Genomic DNA, 14784 nt, shown 5'->3' with positions numbered 1-14784 from the left:
AATGGCGAAGTGGTCGATGCGTAAGGACAAAGTATGAGCCGCCTGGATAGTTACTATAAAGAAAATGTCGTGCCTGAGCTGATCAAGCAATTCGGGTACAAGTCAGTCATGGAAGTGCCGCGCATTTCCAAGATCACTCTCAACATGGGAGTGGGTGAAGCGGTTTCCGACAAGAAAGTGATCGAGCATGCCGTGGGTGACATGGAAAAAATCGCCGGACAAAAACCGGTGGTGACCAAGTCGCGCAAGTCCATCGCCGGATTCAAGATTCGTCAGGGTTATCCGATCGGATGCATGGTCACCTTGCGCAGCCATCGGATGTTTGAATTTCTGGATCGCCTCATTTCCGTGGCGATTCCCCGAATTCGCGATTTCCGTGGGATCTCTGGACGTTCTTTCGATGGCCGGGGTAACTACAGCATGGGCGTGCGTGAGCAGACCATTTTCCCGGAAATCGAATACGACAAGATCGATGCCGTTCGTGGCATGAACATTACCATTACCACGACAGCCAAAACCGATGCAGAAGCAAAAGCATTGTTGTTGGCCTTTAAATTCCCGTTGAAAGTTTGAGGTGAACTGTGGCTAAAGTTGCATTGATCAATCGTGAATTGAAGCGCCGCGCAGCGGTCAAGAAATTCGCCGTAAAACGGGCAGCGTTGGTGGCTGTCATCAATGATGCCAAGGCGGATGATGATGCCCGCATGGCGGCTCGTGAAGCTCTCCAGAATTTGCCCCGTAATGCCAGTCCGGTCCGGTTGCGCAATCGTTGCGCGTTGACGGGAAGACCGCGTGGGGTTTACAGCAAATTCGGGTTGGGGCGTAACAAGTTTCGTGAAATTGCCATGCGCGGTGAAATACCGGGCATCACCAAAGCCAGTTGGTAGTCGCAGGAGCCTAATCAATGAGTATGACAGATCCTATCGCGGATATGCTGACGCGCATCCGCAACGCGCAACGGGCAGAAAAGCCCAGTGTTTCCATGCCCTCTTCCAAGTTGAAGGTTGCCATTGCCAAAGTCCTGCTGGACGAAGGCTATATCGATGGCATGCAGGTTCACCAGAAGGATTCCAAGCCGACTCTGGAAATTGGACTGAAGTATTATGCGGGTCGTCCAGTGATTGAATTGATCCAGCGGGTCAGTCGTCCTGGGCTGCGCATCTACAAAGCCAGCAATGAAATCCCCAAGGTCATGAACGGGTTGGGTGTGGCGATCGTCTCCACCCCTGCTGGTGTCATTACCGATCGTGCAGCCCGTCGCCAGAATGTCGGTGGCGAAGTGCTGTGTGTAGTGGCCTAAAGGAGACTTAGCCATGTCACGTATTGCCAAATATCCAGTCGCGCTGCCTGAGAAGGTGGAAGTGACCCAGGCCGATCAGTTGATCACCGTCAAGGGACCGCTGGGGACACTGACGCAACGAGTGGGTGCACTCGTTCGAATCAATCATGTGGGTAACGAACTGCTCTTTGAGCCGGCCAATGAAAGTGCCGCTGCAAACGCCATGTCCGGAACCCTTCGAGCCCTGGTTTCCAACATGGTCACTGGTGTCACGAAAGGTTGGGAAAAGAAACTGACTCTGGTGGGCGTGGGCTATCGCGCGCAGGCTGCAGGGGACAAGTTGAATCTTTCTCTGGGTTTTTCTCACCCGGTGGTTCATCAGATGCCCGTTGGAATCAAGGTGGAAACCCCCACCCAGACCGAAATCCTGATCAAGGGTATCGATCGCCAGGTGGTCGGACAGGTGGCCGCTGAAGTTCGCGCCTATCGCAAACCCGAACCCTACAAAGGGAAAGGGGTTCGTTACGCCGACGAGAAAGTGATCATTAAAGAAACCAAGAAGAAATAAGGCAAATTTATCATGATGCATGAAAATGGAAGAGTTCGTCGTGCCAAGCGTACGCGTGCCAAGATTGCCGAGTTGGGGGCGATTCGTTTGTCCATTCACCGGACCAATCAGCACGTTTATGCCCAGATCATCGATCCTACGGGTTCCAAGGTATTGGCCAGCGCCTCTACGCTCGAACCCGAAGTGCGCAATATTCTTGGGAATGGATCGAATATCGCTGCTGCAGCCCTGATTGGGAAACGGATTGCCGAAAAAGCCAAGGCAGTCGGCGTCGAGCAGGTGGCTTTTGATCGTTCCGGGTTTCGCTATCACGGTCGCGTCAAGGCACTGGCCGATGCGGCGCGTGAAGGCGGTCTTCAGTTTTAATCGAATCAGCGACCCATTGGGGAAAGCACATGGCAAAGAATGACAATGAAGAGCGTGGTGACGGACTGCGCGAAAAAATGGTTGCAGTCAACCGCGTGACGAAGGTGGTTAAAGGGGGCCGTATCCTCGGCTTCGCCGCATTGACCGTGGTGGGTGACGGAGACGGCGGTATCGGGATGGGGAAGGGCAAGGCTCGGGAAGTCCCCGTGGCCGTCCAGAAAGCGATGGAACAGGCACGGCGCAAGATGGTAAAGGTGAATCTGAAGAACGGCACCCTCTTTCATCAGGTCATGGGCGAGCACGGTGCGGCCAAGGTCTTCATGCAACCGGCCTCCGAAGGAACCGGGATTATCGCGGGTGGTCCGATGCGCGCGGTTTTTGAAGTCATGGGGGTGACCAACGTCCTGGCCAAGTGCATTGGCTCCACCAATCCGTACAACGTCATCCGCGCAACCCTTAATGGTCTCGAAGCAACCCGTCGCCCGGCCGAAGTGGCCGCGAAACGTGGCAAGACTATTGAAGAGATCATGGAGTGATGACAATGACTCAACCAGAAATCAAGACCTTCCGGGTGACCCTGGTCAAAAGTCCGATCGGAGCGATCAAATCCCATCGTGATTGTGTACGCGGCCTGGGTTTACGCCGTATGAATCATACCGTTGAGGTATTGGATACCCCGGAAAATCGCGGTATGGCTGCCAGTGTTCATCATCTGGTCCGTAGCGAGTAAGGAGAGAACATGGAACTGAATACAATCAAGCCCGCCGCCGGAGCCAAACAGGAACGGCGTCGCGTGGGAAGAGGGATCGGCAGTGGTTTTGGGAAAACTGCCGGGCGCGGTCACAAAGGGCAGAAATCCCGCTCCGGGGGATTTCATAAAGTGGGTTTTGAAGGCGGTCAGATGCCTTTGCAGCGGCGTTTGCCCAAGCGTGGTTTTGTCAGCATGACACAAGGCGCCACGGAACAGGTACGCCTGGCGGACCTGATGCGGGTCACCTCGGAAGTCATCGATTTGTTGGCACTCAAACAAGCGGGCGTGATTTCGGGTTCGGCCCAAGGTGCCAAGGTGTTTCTGAAGGGGGAAATTACCCGCGCGGTTCAAATTCAGGGCATCGGTGTCACCCAGGGGGCGCGTAAGGCCATTGAAGCGGCAGGCGGCACGATTCTGGATCAGAAGAGCGAGTAAGGACTTTGGCCTCGGTTCCAAACCATTTATCAGGAAACAAACTGGACGACCTCAAACGTCGGCTCTGGTTTGTGGTGGGTGCTCTGGTGGTTTACCGCCTGGGGGCTCATATTCCTGTGCCGGGGATCAATCCGGATGAATTGTCGAAACTTTTCAGCACTCAGAAATCCGGCATCCTCGGCATGGTCAACATGTTTTCCGGGGGCGCACTTTCTCGTTTCACGGTTTTTGCGCTCGGTATCATGCCGTACATCTCGTCGTCCATCATCATGCAGTTGCTGACGACGGTGGTGCCCTCCCTCGAGACCTTGAAGAAAGAAGGTGAGGCGGGACGACGCAAGATCACCCAGTACACTCGCTATGGGACCGTGGTTCTGGCATTCTTTCAGGCCATGGGGATTGCAGTGGCACTGGAGGCTCAACCCGGACTCGTGCTCGACCCCGGACTTCCCTTCCGTCTCACCACCGCCATTACGCTGGTGACAGGAACCATGTTCCTGATGTGGTTGGGTGAACAGATTACCGAGCGCGGGATTGGTAATGGAATTTCCCTGATCATTTTCAGTGGGATCGTGGCGGGATTGCCGCGTGCCGTGGGAAGTACCCTGGAGTTGGTTCGTACAGGGGCTTTCAGTTGGTTCCTGGCCCTGTCCATCTTTGCGGCGGTGGTCGCGGTGACTGCGCTCGTGGTATTCGTCGAACGTGGTCAGCGCAAGATCACGGTGAATTATGCGAAGCGTCAGGTCGGCAACAAGATTTACGGGGGGCAAAGCACTCATCTTCCGCTCAAGATCAATATGGCGGGTGTGATTCCGCCCATCTTTGCCAGCAGCATCATTCTGTTCCCTGCTACTCTGGCCGGATGGTTCGGAAGTCGGCAGCACTTTGGCTGGCTCAAGGAAATCAGCAGTATGCTGAGTCCCGGACAGCCCATTTATGTCATGCTTTACGCCGGTGCCATCCTGTTCTTCTGTTTTTTCTATACTGCGCTGGTCTTTAACAGCAAGGAAACGGCGGATAACCTGAAAAAGAATGGCGCCTTCATTCCGGGAATTCGTCCAGGAGAGCAGACTTCGCGTTATCTGGACAAGATTCTCACCAGGCTGACACTGACGGGCGCCATCTACATCACGCTGGTATGCTTATTGCCCGAGTTTTTGATTGTCAAGTTCAATGTGCCGTTCTATTTCGGCGGAACCTCATTGTTGATCATCGTCGTCGTTACCATGGATTTTATGGCCCAAGTTCAAACCTATCTCATGTCCCAACAGTATGAAAGTTTGCTCAAGAAGGCGAATTTTAAAGGGCAAGGGGCAAAGTAATCATGGCCAAGGAAGATACCATTGAAATGCAGGGGGAAATTCTGGAAACCCTCCCGAATGCCACATTCCGGGTAAAACTGGAGAATGATCATGTGGTTTTGGGACATATTTCCGGAAAGATGCGTATGCACTACATTCGCATTCTGCCCGGAGACAAGGTGACCGTCGAACTCACCCCCTACGATCTGAGCCGTTGTCGAATCACCTTCCGTGCCAAGTAGCACGGACTTTGCTGGAGAACATCATGAAAGTACAAGCATCTGTCAAAAAAGTTTGTCGCAAGTGCAAGCTGGTCCGTCGCAAGGGCGTCCTGCGCGTCATTTGTGAAGATCCACGGCACAAACAGCGCCAAGGCTGATTGATTTTTTTTACTATCGCACTAGAAACTGAGGACGCATATGGCTCGTATTGCAGGGGTCAACATCCCTAACCATCAACATGCTGAAATTGCCTTGACCGCCATTTATGGAATCGGTCGTTCGCGAGCCCGAGACATCTGTGCTGCTGCCGGAGTCACGACCAGCACAAAGATCAAGGATCTTACCGACGCTGATATGGAGCGGTTGCGGGTTGAAGTCACGAAATTTGCCGTGGAAGGTGACTTGCGTCGAGAGGTTTCACTCAACATCAAACGGCTGATGGATCTCGGTAGTTACCGTGGCACTCGCCATCGACGTGGCCTGCCTTGTCGTGGACAGAGAACCCGCACTAATGCCCGTACCCGCAAGGGCCCGCGCAAAGCTGTGCGCACAACCAAGTAATTCCAGGAGTTAGACATGGTCAAATCCAATACGGGCGCACGTGCGCGTAAGAAAGTCAAAAAGAATGTCGCCGAGGGAATCGCGCATGTTCACGCTTCCTTCAACAATACGATCGTCACGATTACCGATCGTCAGGGCAATGCCCTGTCCTGGGCAACTTCTGGCAGCAATGGCTTCAAGGGATCCCGTAAAAGTACTCCCTTCGCAGCTCAAATTGCTGCGGAAAATGCCGGCAAGGCCGCACAGGAATGTGGCGTAAAAAATCTTGAAGTCCGGATCAAGGGACCAGGACCGGGGCGTGAGTCCGCGGTTCGTGCCCTGAACTCCGTGGGCTTTAAAATCACCAGCATTTCGGATGTGACACCGGTTCCCCACAATGGGTGCCGTCCTCCGAAAAAGCGTCGTATTTAATCAGGTAGCGGGAGAATACTGTGGCCAGAAACCTGGATGCCAAATGTCGTCAATGTCGCCGCGAAGGGGAGAAACTTTTCCTCAAGGGCGAGAAATGTTTTACAGAAAAGTGCGCCATCGAGCGCCGTGCTTATCCGCCCGGACAACATGGACAGAAGCAAAGCCGTCAATCCGACTATGGTGGTCAGTTGCGTGCCAAGCAAAAGGTCCGGAGAATTTACGGTGTGCTGGAAGGTCAATTCCGTCTGACCTATAAAGCCGCTGAACGTTCCCGCGGAATTACCGGCGACAACCTTCTGAAATCTCTCGAAAGCCGCCTGGATAACGTGGCCTATCGCATGGGGTTTGGCGCATCGCGCGTGGAAGCCCGACAAGTGGTTCGTCATAACGGGATCCTGGTCAATGGCAAGCGCGTGAATATCCCCTCTTACCAGGTTCGCCCAGGGGATCAGGTGCAGGTCGCGGAAAAGTCACGGCAACAGTTGCGCATCAAGGCTGCTGCGGAAGCCGCGGAAGGGAGAGGTTTTCCCGAGTGGATCGAGGTCGACACAAAGGCTCTGAAGGGAATCTACAAGGCACGTCCGGAACGAAGTGAATTGCCGTCCACGATCAACGAGTCCCTGATTGTGGAACTGTACTCCAAATAATCGGGAGTTATGAACCTGAGATCGATCATCAAGGACAAATGATGCAAGAAGATACATTGACTGCAAATTTTTTGAAACCACGTTCTATCGAAGTTCAGAACATCCATCCAAATCATGCCAAGGTTTTGATGGAGCCCTTTGAACGGGGGTATGGGCATACCTTGGGGAATGCGTTGCGACGCATCCTGCTTTCTTCCATGCCTGGCTTTGCCCCGGTTGAAGTCAAGATCTCCAATGTGCTCCATGAGTATTCCACAGTGGACGGCGTTCAGGAAGACGTTGTCGATCTGATGCTGAATCTCAAGGGAGTCGTTCTGAAACTTCATCACCATGACGATGCGGTTTTGACCCTTTCCAAGGAAGGTCCCTGTGTGGTGACCGCGGCGGATTTCGATCCCCAGCACCAGGTCGAGATCATCAATCCGGGACATATCATTGCCCACCTCACCGCCGGTGGAAAACTGGAGATGCAGGTCAAGGTGTCCAAGGGATTTGGCTATGAACCCGCTTCAGTGCGCCCAGACAATGACGAAAGCCATGCGGTCAGCGGCATTCAACTGGATGCCTCCTACAGTCCGGTTCGACGTGTCAGTTACGCAGTGGAAAGTGCACGCGTGGAACAGCGCACCGACCTCGATCGCCTGGTGATGGACATCGAAACCAATGGCGCCATTGAACCTGAGGAAGCCGTGCGTTTTGCTGCCCGGGTGCTGATGGAACAACTGTCGGTTTTTGCGGATTTGCAGGGTACGCCGGTCTCCAGTGAAACCACGCGCATTCCCCAGGTGGACCCCATTCTCCTGCAACCGGTCGATGACCTCGAACTGACGGTCCGTTCTGCCAATTGCCTCAAGGCGGAAAACATTTATTACATCGGTGATCTGATTCAACGGACCGAGACCGAGTTGCTCAAGACTCCGAACCTTGGTCGCAAGTCGTTGAATGAGATAAAGGAAGTGTTGGCTACCAAGAGTTTGACTTTGGGCATGAAACTTGAAAACTGGCCGCCCGCAGGTTTGGAACGTCGTTAACTCAAGCGTTTTTCATAAGCGCCTACTGGCGCAGTACCTATAAATGACTGAAATCATGAGGATCATCAAATGCGTCACCGTTTAAGCAATCGCAAACTTAACCGTACCACCAGCCATCGTCTGGCCATGTTGCGGAATATGTCCAATTCGTTGCTGCGCCATGAAGCGATCAAGACCACGCTGCCCAAGGCCAAAGAACTGCGCCGGGTGGTGGAACCCCTGATCACTTTGGGCAAGGAACCCACCTTGGCCAATCACCGTCTCGCTTTCGATCGACTGCGGGATCGTGAAATGGTCATGAAACTCTTCAATGAATTGGGTCCCCGTTACCAGACCCGCCCAGGCGGTTATGTCCGGATTCTCAAGTTCGGTTTTCGCCAGGGGGATAATGCACCCATGGCTTTCGTCGAGTTGGTGGACCGGCCTGAGATCGAAGCCGTCGATGAGGACAGCGCGGAATGATCTGTTTTTGGCGCGCATGACCTTTACACAAAAAAGCCTGCATACGCAGGCTTTTTTGTGGGGCGTTCCTCAGGGGTGCTGGGTCTGTTGCATCAGGTGACGGCAAAGGTCGACCGTGACCCAACCTGCGGCGGATAACTGTCCCTGATGCAGGGTATAGGGCTGATCCGGTTCACCCAGATCTGACAGTACGGCCCTGGCGCCGGAAAAGTCCTGTCCCCGGGTGTATTCGTTGATCGTTACCAGAGTGGTCAGTCCTGCAGCGCGGGCTGAACGTAGCCCGTTTTCGGAATCCTCGAAGGCCAGCGCCTCCGGCGCCGAGATGCCCAGTGCCTCCAGCGCCCATAAATAAATATCCGGGGCAGGTTTCTTGGCAGGAACGATGTCCCCGGCAGCAATGACCTTGAACCAGTCAAGACTTTCCGGACCCAGGGTCGTGGAAAGAAGGGAACTGACATTTTCCGGCGTGGTGGTGGTGGCGATGGCCAGAGTCAAACCGGCCTGACGGGCATCATCGAGCAGTCGCCGGACTCCGGGACGGAGGGGAATCGCGCCCTTTTCAAGCAACGCCATGTAGTGACGGGTTTTGGACTGGTGCAATTGAACGACCAGTTCATCAAAACGGGCATCCAGAAGTTGTTCGGGATGATGGCGGGCCACATAATGGCGAATCCGTTCCTTTCCTCCGGTGACCGCCAGCAGTTCGCCATACAGCGGAACATCCCATTCCCAGTCCAGCCCGAATTCCTTGAAAGCCAGATTGAACGAGGGGCGGTGCCCATCTCGTTCCGTATCTGCCAAGGTTCCATCCACATCAAAAATCAGCGTGTTCATAGGTATCATCTATCGTTGGAAATTTATTCAGAAAAAACAAGAAAGTTGCCGCAGGCCACCGGATCTCGTTCACGGCATGAGCAGGACGAGGGAGCCCGAAACGATCAGGGTGCGGATAAAGGTGGCAAAATTCGAAGGGATGTTCGCCACCCCCAATTTTCCGAAAAGGGCGGTCAATCCGGCAAAGAAGGCCGAGCCGAGCGCAAACAGTGCCCAGGCAGGAATGGCCTTCATGGCAGGATGCCGTACTCCACGGGCATCGTGACATACAGCAGGGGCAGGCCGGCTTCCCTGACGAGGTTCAGCAATTGCCCGGATTGTTCCGGGCTGAGGACGAACACCACTTCCACAGGAAGGTCATTGGCCAGTTCAAAGAAGTGATCCTCATGCAGAATGCCATGACGTCCGTATCCAGCGATGGACTTGAAGACGGATCCCCCCTGAATACCCAGGGCGCGCGCCTGTTCGAGCAACCATTCGTAGGCAAGCACATGATGATGCTGGCGGTTTTCATGCAGGTAGAATTTCAGATAGGTACCCTTCATGACAAGGAAACTCCAAAATGGTCGGATCAGGCTTTACCGAGGGATTTAAGCAGGCTATAACTGGCCATGCCCAGAACGGTCATCAACAATGAGCCGCCCAGGTGCATGACGATGTGACTCAAAGCCCAGAGGTATTGAGAGCGGGAAAAGAGTGTCACGGACTCGGCGGAAAAAGTCGAAAAAGTCGTCAACCCGCCCATGAATCCCGTAATGATGAACAGTCGGGCTTCAGGGGGAAGACCAGCATGGTCGGTAAAATAGGAAACGGCCAACCCTACCAGATAACCGCCGATCAGATTGGCCGCCAGGGTACCCAGGGGAAGGGTCGGAATCAGAGGATTGAGCAGAATACCCAGCCACCAGCGCAACCAAGCCCCCAAGGCAGCACCCACCCCTACCGCAAGAAATCCGTAACCCCCCATCTCCCTTACACCCACCCTTTGGCGCCTATCACGGATATATCCTACCACAGCGCAGGAAAAGAGAAATTCGGGAGCGGGCTATTCCGGGTTTGCAGAAGGAGAAAGATGGGGGCGAAGGTATTTTCCGGTCATGCTGTTCGGATTCTCCGACACCATTTCCGGCGTACCTTGAGCCACGATTTTTCCGCCGCCATTCCCTCCCTCTGGACCCATATCGACGATCCAGTCGGCAGTCTTGATGACGTCCAGGTTATGTTCGATGACAATGACCGTATTGCCCTGATCGCGCAGGCGGTGGAGAACTTTGAGGAGGAGTTCGATGTCGTGAAAGTGCAGTCCGGTGGTAGGTTCGTCCAGAATGTAGAGTGTGCGCCCCGTATCCCGCTTGGACAATTCGAGCGACAGTTTGACCCGTTGCGCTTCGCCGCCGGAGAGGGTGGTTGCGGCCTGGCCCAGGGTGATGTAGCCCAGCCCCACATCCAGGAGAGTCTTCAGTTTGCGCGCCAGGACTGGAACGGCGTTGAAGAATTCATGGGCTTTTTCCACGGTCAGTTCCAATATCTGGTGAATATTCAGACCCCGGTAGTGGATGTCGAGCGTTTCGCGGTTATAACGTTTGCCATGGCAGATATCACAGGGCACGAAAATATCGGGCAGAAAATGCATTTCCACCTTGACCAGTCCATCCCCCTGGCAGGCTTCGCATCGTCCTCCCTTGACGTTGAAAGAAAACCGGCCCGGCCCATAACCCCGTTCGCGGGCCTGGGGCAACTCGGAAAACAGTTCGCGGATGGGGGTGAACAGTCCGGTATAGGTCGCAGGATTGGAGCGAGGGGTGCGACCGATGGGGCTTTGGTCTACGTTGATGACCTTGTCAAAAAAATCGAGTCCGAGGATTTCGTCATGGGGCGCGGGATCCTGGGCACTGCCGTAGAAATGACGGGCTGCAGCAGCCTGCAGCGTATCGTTGATGAGCGTGGATTTGCCCGATCCGGAGACCCCGGTAACGCAGATCAACAGGCCAACGGGCAGGTGCACGGTCACCTCTTGCAGATTATTGCCCCGCGCGCCGCATAGGGTCAATTGACGCGCCGGGTCGGGGGCATGGCGCTGAGCCGGAAGAGGAATGGCGCGCTGTCCCGAAAGATACTGACCCGTCAGGGAATCCGGGTGCTTGAGGATGTCCGCCGGGGGGCCGGCGACAATCACGTATCCGCCATGTTCCCCCGCCCCGGGCCCCATGTCCACGACAAAATCCGCACTACGGATGGCATCCTCGTCGTGCTCTACCACCAGAACCGAATTCCCGAGATCGCGCAGGCGCTGCAAGGTTTCCAGAAGGCGCTGGTTATCCCGTTGGTGCAATCCGATGGAGGGTTCATCCAGAACATACATGACGCCCGTCAGTCCGGATCCGATCTGGGAGGCCAGGCGGATCCGCTGGGCTTCGCCTCCGGACAGGGTGTCGGCAGACCGGTCGAGTTGCAGATACTCCAGGCCGACATTGTTGAGAAACTGGAGACGTGCAATGATTTCCTTGAGGATTTTTTCGGCGATGGCCTGTTTCTGTCCGGTCAGTTGCATGCCTTGAAACAGGGCTTCGGCCTGTTTGAGGGGGAGGGCATTGAGCGCTTGCAAGGTCTGTCCGGCGACCCGTACAAAACGCGCTTCACGGCGCAGACGCGCTCCCTGGCATTGAGGACAGGTTTTTTGGGCGCGCAGACGCGCCAGTTCCTCGCGCACCAGGGTGGAGTCGGTTTCCCGGTAGCGTCGTTCGAGACTGGGGATGATGCCTTCGAAGGGGTGGGCACGCTGGGTTTGAACACCGCGTACGCCGAGGGAGTGGAAGGTGATTTTTTCCTTGCCGGAGCCATACAGGAGTATTTCCTGAATGGCGGGATTCAAGGTTTCATAGGCGTGTTCGAGGTCGAAATCGTAGTGGGCGGCCAGATCGCAAAGCATCTGAAAGTAGAACTGATTGCGTCGGTCCCATCCCTTGATGGCCCCTGCTGCCAGACTCAGGGCTGGAAAGGCGACGACCCGCCTGGGATCAAAGAAACTCACCGAACCCAGTCCGTCGCAATGGGGGCAGGCACCCATGGGATTGTTGAAGGAAAACAGACGGGGTTCCAGTTCCGCCAGTCCGGCATTGCAGACGGGACAGGCAAAACGGGAGGAAAAAGTGAGGGTGGTCGTACTGTCCATGTCCACGACCAGGGCCCGGCCATCGGCATGACGCAGGGCCGTTTCAAAGGATTCGGCCAGACGCTGACGCGCATCCGGTCGGACCTTGAGGCGATCGACGACGATGTCCAGACTGTGCTTGCGATTTTTGTCGAGGGGAGGGAGAGTGTCGATGTCCAGAATTTCACCGTCCACGCGCAGACGCACAAATCCCTGGGCGCGCAGTTCATCGATGAGTTCGATCTGCTGCCCCTTGCGCTCGGTCACCAGGGGCGCGAGGATCATGATTCTGGTGTCCAGGGGCAGCGCCAGCACGGCATCCACCATCTGGGATACGGTCTGGGCGGCCAGAGGAAGATCATGGTCGGGGCAATGAGGTTCGCCCACCCGAGCGAAAAGTAAGCGCAGGTAGTCATGGATTTCGGTCACCGTGCCCACCGTGGAACGCGGGTTATGGCTGGTGGCTTTCTGTTCGATGGCAATGGCCGGGGAAAGCCCCTCGATCAGGTCTACATCGGGTTTTTCCATCATCTGCAGGAACTGGCGTGCATAGGCCGAGAGGGACTCGACATAGCGCCGCTGGCCCTCTGCATAGAGCGTGTCAAAAGCCAGCGACGATTTGCCTGAACCCGAAAGGCCTGTGATGACCACCAACTGATGCTTGGGCAGGTCGAGGTCGATGTTCTTGAGGTTGTGGGTGCGGGCACCCCGGATGCGTAGCAGATCTTGTGTCACAGTGGGCAGGTTCGATGGTGAAAGGAAAGGGGGCGCCTCCAAAGAGGGGGCACGGAGCAAGGAGAATCATGGGTAAGTACGCAAGGTGCTAATATACGCCAAGTTTTCCTTTTTTTCAGATAACCTGCCATGAGAAAGAAATCTAATATGACGCCTGTGGAAAGGCGTGCCAGTTTGAGTTTGGCCAGTATCTACGGCCTTCGGATGTTGGGCATGTTCATTATCCTGCCGGTTTTTGCGTTGTATGCCGTCCAGTTGCCGGGGGGGGCGAATAAAACCCTGGTGGGATTGGCTCTGGGTATCTATGGACTGACTCAGGCTGCACTTCAGATCCCGTTGGGCTGGCTGTCCGACCGGATCGGGCGCAAGCCCGTGATTGTAGGAGGGTTATTGATGTTCGCGCTGGGTAGTTTCGTGGCGGCCAGTGCCCATACCCTGGAAGGCATAATCGTGGGACGGGCGATTCAGGGGGCGGGTGCCATTGCGGGCGCCCTGATCGCGCTGACGGCAGATTTGACGCGACCGGAAAACCGTACAACGGCCATGGCCATGATCGGGGTGACCATTGGACTGGCCTTCACGGCTTCCATGGCGCTTTCGCCCGTTCTTTATCCCTCGATCGGTGTGCCGGGGTTGTTCGTCTTGACTGGCGTACTGGCACTCACGGCCATTGCGGTGGTTCGATGGGTCGTGCCCAACCCGCCGGGGGTGGTGGCCACGGATCGGGTCTCCTTTGGGGCCGTCCTGTCGAATGTGGAATTGTTGCGTTTGAACCTGGGAATTTTTGTCCTTCATGCTTCCCTGATGGCGACCTTCATGGTGGTGCCTGCGGCCTTGGTGAAAGGAGGATTGGCCCAGGCAGACCACTGGAAATTTTACATGCCGGTCATGATCGCATCCTTCATCCTGATGGTTCCTCCGGTGGCTTTTGCCCATGGCAAGTGGCGCAAGCAGGTGTTTCTGGGCGGGCTCATGGTGGTCCTGCTGTCTCATTTCCTGATGCATTTCGCACTGGGACAGGTGTGGGGCACGGCCATTGCGCTGACCGTCTTTTTCACCGGGTTCAATGTGCTGGAGGCCAGTTTGCCTTCGCTGGTGACGCTGGTGGCCCCTCCCAATGCAAAGGGCACGGCCACTGGGGTCTACAGTACGATACAGTTTCTCGGCACCTTCAGTGGTGCAACTTTGGCCGGGATGCTGACCCAGCATTTTGGTTCGGAAGTGGTTCCCCTCTTTACGGCAGGCCTCACCTTTCTCTGGCTGGTGGTGGCTTGGCCCATGAACGTCAACAAGCCAGTAGTATCCTGAACGGAGGAGTTTTCGATGGCATCGGTCAATAAAGTGATTTTGGTGGGAAATCTGGGGCGCGATCCGGAGGTGCGTTACATGCCCGATGGCAGTGCCATTGCCAACATCAGTGTGGCCACGACGGATACCTGGAAGGACAAATCCGGTGTCAAGCAGGAAAAGACCGAATGGCATCGCGTGTCTTTCTTTGGTAAAACGGCTGAAATTGCGGCTCAATACCTGAAGAAAGGCAGTCAGGTCTATCTGGAAGGGCGGATTCAGACGCGTAAATGGCAGGACAAGGAAACCGGACAAGACCGTTATTCCACGGAAATCGTCGGCGACCGCATGCAAATGCTGGGCGGACGCACGGGTGGCGGGGATGTGGACTTCCCCTCTCAGGAGCCCGGCGGTGAGGGGGGCTTTTCGGGAGGATCTCCTTCTTCAGGGAAACAGGGGGGTAAAGGGGGCGCGAATGCCGGCGGGTTTGATAACTTCCCGGATGACGTGCCGTTCTAAAATATACCTGATAGGTATTATGCAAAGTTTAAAGTCCCTTATAGTAGGGGATCCGCAAATCCCTCGCCTTTAGGCGACGGGGTAGAATACGCGGATGAAAGATTATAAGGCAGGCAGTCATACGATATGGGACTGCAAATATCATTTGGTGTGGATTATCAGTAATTCACACCTATTCCCAGTAAAGACTGACATATTCATCGGCTCTTTTGGGAACAGCTCGGG

General features: G+C 55.2%; 22 protein-coding genes and 1 pseudogene. 18 read left to right on the top strand and 5 right to left on the bottom strand.

Translation table 11 applies throughout. The features are described from left to right. Positions 1-33: 33 nt before the first annotated feature. From rplE to rplQ, 16 genes are all read left to right on the top strand, one after another. Positions 34-573, top strand: a complete 540-nt coding sequence (gene rplE, locus M6F29_RS08545) for a 50S ribosomal protein L5 (RefSeq protein ID WP_297454745.1) — start codon at positions 34-36, stop codon at positions 571-573. Positions 574-581: 8 nt separating this feature from the next. After that, a complete protein-coding gene (gene rpsN, locus M6F29_RS08540; protein ID WP_297454742.1) occupies positions 582-887 on the top strand; it encodes a 30S ribosomal protein S14 in 306 nt (101 codons plus the stop codon). A 17-nt stretch (positions 888-904) separates the two neighbouring features. Further along, a complete protein-coding gene (rpsH, locus tag M6F29_RS08535) occupies positions 905-1300 on the top strand; it encodes a 30S ribosomal protein S8 (RefSeq protein WP_298158619.1) in 396 nt (131 codons plus the stop codon). 13 nt (positions 1301-1313) lie between these two features. Continuing rightward, on the top strand, positions 1314-1847 hold the full coding sequence (gene rplF, locus M6F29_RS08530; protein WP_297454737.1) for a 50S ribosomal protein L6: 534 nt from the start codon (positions 1314-1316) through the stop codon (positions 1845-1847). A 12-nt stretch (positions 1848-1859) separates the two neighbouring features. Next, positions 1860-2213, top strand: coding sequence for a 50S ribosomal protein L18 (gene rplR / locus M6F29_RS08525; protein WP_366525974.1), 354 nt, complete (start codon positions 1860-1862; stop codon positions 2211-2213). Positions 2214-2242: 29 nt separating this feature from the next. Next, positions 2243-2749, top strand: a complete 507-nt coding sequence (rpsE, locus tag M6F29_RS08520; protein WP_297477232.1) for a 30S ribosomal protein S5 — start codon at positions 2243-2245, stop codon at positions 2747-2749. 5 nt (positions 2750-2754) lie between these two features. Beyond that, entirely contained in the window at positions 2755-2943 is a 189-nt protein-coding gene (gene rpmD / locus M6F29_RS08515; protein WP_298158614.1) for a 50S ribosomal protein L30, read from the top strand. A 9-nt stretch (positions 2944-2952) separates the two neighbouring features. Next, complete coding sequence (gene rplO / locus M6F29_RS08510) at positions 2953-3399, top strand: 50S ribosomal protein L15 (RefSeq protein WP_298158611.1); 447 nt, start codon at positions 2953-2955, stop codon at positions 3397-3399. Between the two features lie 5 nt (positions 3400-3404). Further along, on the top strand, positions 3405-4721 hold the full coding sequence (gene secY, locus M6F29_RS08505; RefSeq protein ID WP_297477234.1) for a preprotein translocase subunit SecY: 1317 nt from the start codon (positions 3405-3407) through the stop codon (positions 4719-4721). A gap of 2 nt (positions 4722-4723) precedes the next feature. Further along, positions 4724-4942: a translation initiation factor IF-1 gene (infA, locus tag M6F29_RS08500; RefSeq protein WP_031597169.1), complete on the top strand. Its 219-nt coding sequence runs from the start codon at positions 4724-4726 to the stop codon at positions 4940-4942. 23 nt (positions 4943-4965) lie between these two features. After that, positions 4966-5079, top strand: coding sequence for a 50S ribosomal protein L36 (gene rpmJ / locus M6F29_RS08495; protein WP_056929431.1), 114 nt, complete (start codon positions 4966-4968; stop codon positions 5077-5079). A gap of 40 nt (positions 5080-5119) precedes the next feature. After that, positions 5120-5482: a 30S ribosomal protein S13 gene (rpsM, locus tag M6F29_RS08490; RefSeq protein WP_297456950.1), complete on the top strand. Its 363-nt coding sequence runs from the start codon at positions 5120-5122 to the stop codon at positions 5480-5482. A 15-nt stretch (positions 5483-5497) separates the two neighbouring features. Beyond that, positions 5498-5893 (top strand): 30S ribosomal protein S11, encoded by a 396-nt coding sequence (rpsK, locus tag M6F29_RS08485; RefSeq protein ID WP_031597171.1) that lies wholly within the window; start codon positions 5498-5500, stop codon positions 5891-5893. Positions 5894-5913: 20 nt separating this feature from the next. Next, positions 5914-6540: a 30S ribosomal protein S4 gene (rpsD, locus tag M6F29_RS08480; RefSeq protein WP_298158608.1), complete on the top strand. Its 627-nt coding sequence runs from the start codon at positions 5914-5916 to the stop codon at positions 6538-6540. A 41-nt stretch (positions 6541-6581) separates the two neighbouring features. Further along, positions 6582-7571: a DNA-directed RNA polymerase subunit alpha gene (locus tag M6F29_RS08475; RefSeq protein WP_297456978.1), complete on the top strand. Its 990-nt coding sequence runs from the start codon at positions 6582-6584 to the stop codon at positions 7569-7571. A 69-nt stretch (positions 7572-7640) separates the two neighbouring features. After that, positions 7641-8033 carry a 50S ribosomal protein L17 gene (gene rplQ, locus M6F29_RS08470; protein ID WP_297477237.1) on the top strand — a complete coding sequence of 131 codons (393 nt, stop codon included), beginning with the start codon at positions 7641-7643 and terminating at the stop codon, positions 8031-8033. A gap of 69 nt (positions 8034-8102) precedes the next feature. Here the strand turns inward: rplQ and M6F29_RS08465 are convergent, their stop codons facing one another. The 5 genes and pseudogenes from M6F29_RS08465 to uvrA form a co-directional block, all read right to left on the bottom strand. Beyond that, positions 8103-8876 (bottom strand): HAD-IA family hydrolase, encoded by a 774-nt coding sequence (locus tag M6F29_RS08465; RefSeq protein ID WP_366525973.1) that lies wholly within the window; start codon positions 8874-8876, stop codon positions 8103-8105. A gap of 90 nt (positions 8877-8966) precedes the next feature. Then, positions 8967-9101, bottom strand: a pseudogene (locus M6F29_RS08460) (EamA family transporter); the annotation flags it as partial. Further along, a complete protein-coding gene (locus M6F29_RS08455; RefSeq protein ID WP_298158599.1) occupies positions 9098-9412 on the bottom strand; it encodes a putative PII-like signaling protein in 315 nt (104 codons plus the stop codon). The pseudogene M6F29_RS08460 and the gene M6F29_RS08455, both read right to left, overlap by 4 nt. 26 nt (positions 9413-9438) lie before the next feature. Next, positions 9439-9834, bottom strand: coding sequence for a fluoride efflux transporter CrcB (gene crcB / locus M6F29_RS08450; RefSeq protein WP_297484353.1), 396 nt, complete (start codon positions 9832-9834; stop codon positions 9439-9441). A gap of 78 nt (positions 9835-9912) precedes the next feature. After that, complete coding sequence (gene uvrA, locus M6F29_RS08445) at positions 9913-12753, bottom strand: excinuclease ABC subunit UvrA (protein ID WP_298158595.1); 2841 nt, start codon at positions 12751-12753, stop codon at positions 9913-9915. 147 nt (positions 12754-12900) lie between these two features. Between uvrA and M6F29_RS08440 the strand changes: the two genes are divergently transcribed. Then, positions 12901-14061, top strand: a complete 1161-nt coding sequence (locus M6F29_RS08440) for an MFS transporter (protein ID WP_297456972.1) — start codon at positions 12901-12903, stop codon at positions 14059-14061. Positions 14062-14076: 15 nt separating this feature from the next. After that, a complete protein-coding gene (locus tag M6F29_RS08435; RefSeq protein ID WP_298158593.1) occupies positions 14077-14559 on the top strand; it encodes a single-stranded DNA-binding protein in 483 nt (160 codons plus the stop codon). Positions 14560-14784 lie beyond the last annotated feature (225 nt).

Origin of the sequence: Ferrovum sp., from assembly GCF_027317285.1 — a bacterium.
GTDB lineage: Bacteria > Pseudomonadota > Gammaproteobacteria > Burkholderiales > Ferrovaceae > Ferrovum.
This window is presented reverse-complemented; position numbering and strand designations above follow the sequence as displayed.